The 4,614-nt window shown below is 32.3% G+C and carries 5 protein-coding genes; all 5 read left to right on the top strand.

The genetic code is table 11. The features are described 5' to 3' along the window. Positions 1 to 557 (top strand): hypothetical protein (locus tag AA81_RS14145; RefSeq protein ID WP_169999601.1); only part of this gene is annotated, 557 nt, incomplete at its 5' end. Then, a complete protein-coding gene (locus tag AA81_RS03820) occupies positions 544 to 1,098 on the top strand; it encodes a DUF4416 family protein (protein WP_103898262.1) in 555 nt (184 codons plus the stop codon). The genes AA81_RS14145 and AA81_RS03820, both read left to right, overlap by 14 nt. Positions 1,099 to 1,137: 39 nt before the next feature. After that, positions 1,138 to 2,115, top strand: coding sequence for an AI-2E family transporter (locus AA81_RS03815; RefSeq protein ID WP_245863435.1), 978 nt, complete (start codon positions 1,138 to 1,140; stop codon positions 2,113 to 2,115). A 5-nt stretch (positions 2,116 to 2,120) separates the two neighbouring features. Next, positions 2,121 to 3,473, top strand: a complete 1,353-nt coding sequence (locus AA81_RS03810) for a hypothetical protein (protein WP_103898260.1) — start codon at positions 2,121 to 2,123, stop codon at positions 3,471 to 3,473. After that, positions 3,470 to 4,614, top strand: a 1,145-nt coding sequence (locus AA81_RS03805; RefSeq protein WP_103898259.1) for a peptidase U32 family protein, incomplete at its 3' end; no start/stop codon positions are given. The genes AA81_RS03810 and AA81_RS03805, both read left to right, overlap by 4 nt.

Raw genomic sequence — 4,614 nt, 5'->3', positions numbered from 1 at the left:
TAATTGAGAAATCCAATTATGCCCCAAAACAAATAGCAGATAATTTAAAAATACCTTTATCCACCTTAGAAAATCTTATGAACGGAGACTTTGAGTACTTCTCCAAAGTCTCTTTGACAGATGTAGCAAAGAGATTGAGTTCTATGTTGGGTGAAGAGATAAATGTAATCTTTGAAGATGAAGAGTTAAAAGAAGAAGGCCAGCTAAAAAAGAAAGATACAACGTATAACAAACTTAGAATATTTCAATTTTTGATGGTAGCATTCTTGATCGTTAACTTAATTTTTCTTTATTTTCTAATCCAAGATTTAAGGTTTTACAATAATATACTGCAAAGAAATATATACACACTAAATATTATCAATAGGGGAACTTCTGAAATATATGTAAACAAAACTGTGGTTCCACCAAACCAGAATATTCAAATCCAACTGGCTTTTGGAGAAAATTTGGAGATACACGGTAACCAAGGTGAAACGGTTATAGAAACACCACTTGTCAAATATACTGTAAAACTGGAAGATTTTGAGGTGAGTTTGTCGTATGGGAATGACTAAAGCACCAGATCTTGTAAATTATTTGGCGCATATATTTACTGCTGGAGATTCTGATTTATGGCTTTATAAAATGGGTTTGAAAGAGTTGCTCGAAAAACATTTTGGACCTATCGACTATATTTCTTCTTCATTAGATTTTCAGCGCTTTACCAATTATTATAACGAAGAAATGGGTAAAAATATACGAATTGAATCAAGGTTGGTGAGTTTTAAATATCTAAGTTCTCCCGGTTTTTTGCCGGATGCGAAATTGATAACGAATGAAATTGAGAAAAACTTTTCGGTTGATGGTAAAAGAAAAGTAAATATAGACATCGGCTATCTTCACCACACTCAATTTGTTTTAGCAAGCACAAAACACTGGGGAAATAGGATTTATATTGGCAAAGGTATATATGCGGAAATTACCTTAATGTACAATTTTGGGCAATGGGAACCTCTCAAATACACTTACGCTAATTTTAAAGATCCTGAATATTTAAATGAGTTAGATGCTATCAGAGATATTTATCTGAAGAAAAGAAAAAATTATATATCGTAATGTGATTATTAATTTTTAATAATATGGATGGTGAAAATATTGTTGTCACAAGGTGGTTGGTTGTCACTAATATATTTAGTTGTATTTCTGTTTTTGGCTCATTTTTCTCCTTTTATTATTGCAGCGTTGATTTTGGGTGTTTTTTTGTCTATGCTCATAGAAGCACCACAAAATTTGTTTTCTAAGGTTATGAATTCTAAATTATCTGCTGTTTTATCGCATATACTTGTCTTAGGGTTAGTCTTATATGCAGCGATTACGTTTTTCCCCGTTATTATTAATGAAGGTAGGACCCTGTTTTCTATGCTTTCTTCTTTAACAATTCCTCAAGAAGAAGCACTGACTCAACTGCCTGAATGGTTGGTAACTTTTATCAATGATTTGAACAAAAATCTTTCTGATTTTGCTTTAGGCTTGATGAACCAACTTTTATCATCCATTCCAAATTTGATAACTTCAGCTATAGTCTTGGTGGTAACAACTGCGGCTATAGGTTCATTAAAAACAATCACAAAGAATAATTTATGGAAACTATATCCGGTAAACGACAGAGAAAAAGGTTTAAAATTTATGAAGGATACATACTCACAGTTTGAAAAATTTGTACATGGTCAATTTTTGACAGCTATAATGGTGGGAACTTTCATTGGTTTAACGTCCTTCATCTTTCGTATACCAAGTGCGCTTTTTTTAGGTATTTTAGCTTGGATCACCGATTTTATTCCCTATTTAGGAGTAGTTATTTCGGCAGTTCCTTTATTGATGTTAGCTTTTACAGAAAACGGGCTAATCGGTCTAATAATAGGTTTAGCAATTTTAACTATTGCTAATCAGTTGGAAATGTGGTTCTTCAGTCCGAGAATCCAAAGTAATGCTCTCGATTTACATTGGTTTGTAATAATAATATCTATACTTTTATTTGGTGAGTTATTTAGTTTTTTAGGCATTCTTATCGCCCTTCCGATAGTTGTTTATCTTAGGAACTTTTGGGAATATTTTGTGTTAAAAATCAAGTGATTTAAATGAAAAGATTTTATCTTTTTTTAATAAACATTTTGTTGACAATATTCAGTTTCTCAGCTGCCAATCTGCTAACAGAAAATGATCCCGAATACTATTTTAAAAAGTTAGGGGAAGTCTATTTAAAATACCCAATTTATGGAGATTTAAAAAATATTCCAGAAAGTTTTGAAAATTATATACACTTTTCAATGGATTTAAAATACGAAGACAGAATCATAGATAATTTTGATCTATCTCAAGGCTGGTATAGAAGTACAGAGATAAATGAAGTCTTATTCAGAGATTTTGTTGTAGAAAACGGGAATTTATTCACGTTCGGAATCAAAAATTATTATAGCGATTATTTTTATGCACAGTTCATCGCTGATTTCAGGTTAAGTGATACCTCTTATTTTACTTATGAAAATTACAGTCTTTTCGACCTTCCGTCTTTGGTTTATATCTCTTTAGATTTTCCCACTTATTCTTATTTATCTTACAATAAAGAAGATCTTAGTTTTTTGGTGGGAAGAGTTCCTCTTTCATACGGTCCTATGAAATACAACTTAGTCTTATCTGATAACTCTCCTTATTATGATACCTTGGCTATTTCTTATTCTTTTAATGATAAACTAGATTACGATTTCTCTGTTTTATCCATGGTGCCTTTGCTTTCAAAAGAAGAGTATGCTGCGATGGATGACGAGTTTATCGCCTTTAGAAATGCTTTTTATAATGGTTTAAATTATAATCCAAACGAAAAACTTTATTTGGGAATAAGCTCATTGAATCAGGTGGCAGGAGAGCTACCTAATCCTGTAAATATGTTTATAATATCCGACGTGGGTGTATATGGTGGGTACATGAAGATTATCCCTTTTTGGGATATAAATATAGATAATGAATATGCATTTAATTATGACACAAATAGCAGTGGTTATGGTTTAGGCCTTTCAAAGACCTTTGATTTTGAAGGTGCCAAATTTAGAATTGGTGTTGAAAGATACAAAATACAAGATAACTTTTTTTCAAGCGTTTATCCATACGATAACTTATACTACAGAACCATCGCTTTATCTTCCGAACCTGGTGCCAGAATTTTTTTTGACTATCCTTTTGGTTTCAAGTATGGGGAAGATTCCAAAATTAATAGTGTTGATTTAACCTTAGCCTTTGAAAAAGGTTATTTCAATTACATCTGGGATTATGGAACGAACTCAAAAGGTATAATCGATAGCAATGTTTTCAGTTTCTTATTCAATACAAAGATGGGAGATTTTGAGATGAAATGGAAATCTTTGAAAAATGGTGAGGAAAAATTTGAGACATTTTTGATATCTTATTTATTCGAGGTGAACTTTTTATTGCCATGAAAAAAGTCGAGTTGTTATCCCCCGCAGGGAACTTTGAAAAATTGGAAACTGTGTATCACTATGGTGCCGATGCCGCATACATTGGTGGAAAAATTCTAAATTTAAGGGCATTTTCCAAAAATTTTGAAGATGAAGAATTGGAAAAGGCGGTAAAATTGGCTAGAAAATTACAAAAGAAACTCTTTGTAACTCTCAATGCAATACCCCACAATTCTGAATTAGAACTCTTACCTGATTATGTAAATTATTTGGAAAGTTTAAATGTTGATGGGGTAATAGTTGCGGATTTGGGTGTATTTAATATTGTGAAAAGAAACTCAAACTTACCTTTGATCGTAAGCACTCAGGCAAGTAACACCAATTGGGCCAGCGTTTCCATGTGGAGAGATTTAGGAGCGAAGAGGGTCATATTGGCAAGAGAACTTTCATTAAAAGAAATATCAGAAATCAGAGAAAAAGTCCCAGATATAGACATTGAAGTATTTATTCATGGAGCGATGTGTGTATCTATTTCAGGCAGATGTCTATTAAGTAATTACTTAACGGGACGAGATGCCAACAGAGGTCAATGTACACAGCCTTGCAGATGGAAGTACTATCTAATGGAAGAAAAAAGACCCGGGGAATATTTTCCTGTGTTTGAAGATGAAAGAGGAACGTACATTATGAATTCTAAAGACCTTTGTACTGTTGATTTTCTCGACAAAATAATCGAAACCGGGGTTGATAGTTTAAAGATAGAAGGAAGGATGAAAAGTAGTTATTATGCAGGAATGACGACTAAAGTATACAGGCAAGCAATAGATAGTTATTACAACAAAGAATACACTAAAGAACTTATCGATAGCTTAAAAAAGGAACTTGAAAGTGTTAGTCACAGAGAGTACACATCAGGTTTTTATTTTCATAAACCGGGTGAAAACTCCCAAAATTATAAGACTTCGTCCTACATTAGAAATTACAAATTTGTGGGGAAAATTATAGAAAAGATATCGGAAGATCAATATGTTGTTGATGTCAGGAATAAGATAGAAAAGGGTGAAGAATTAGAGATTGTAACCAAAAAAGGTGAAAATACTAAAGTATTATTGGATCAAATAGTAAATCTTGAAGATGGTAGTTTAATAGATAGTGCTAATCC

The organism is Petrotoga halophila DSM 16923 (assembly GCF_002924615.1).
This window is presented reverse-complemented; position numbering and strand designations above follow the sequence as displayed.

Excerpts from the sequence above, each read along its gene's own strand:
- AA81_RS03820 (WP_103898262.1), top strand. The coding sequence starts at position 544 with ATGGGAATGACTAAAGCACCAGATCTTGTAAATTATTTGGCGCATATA.
- AA81_RS03810 (WP_103898260.1), top strand. The coding sequence starts at position 2,121 with ATGAAAAGATTTTATCTTTTTTTAATAAACATTTTGTTGACAATATTC.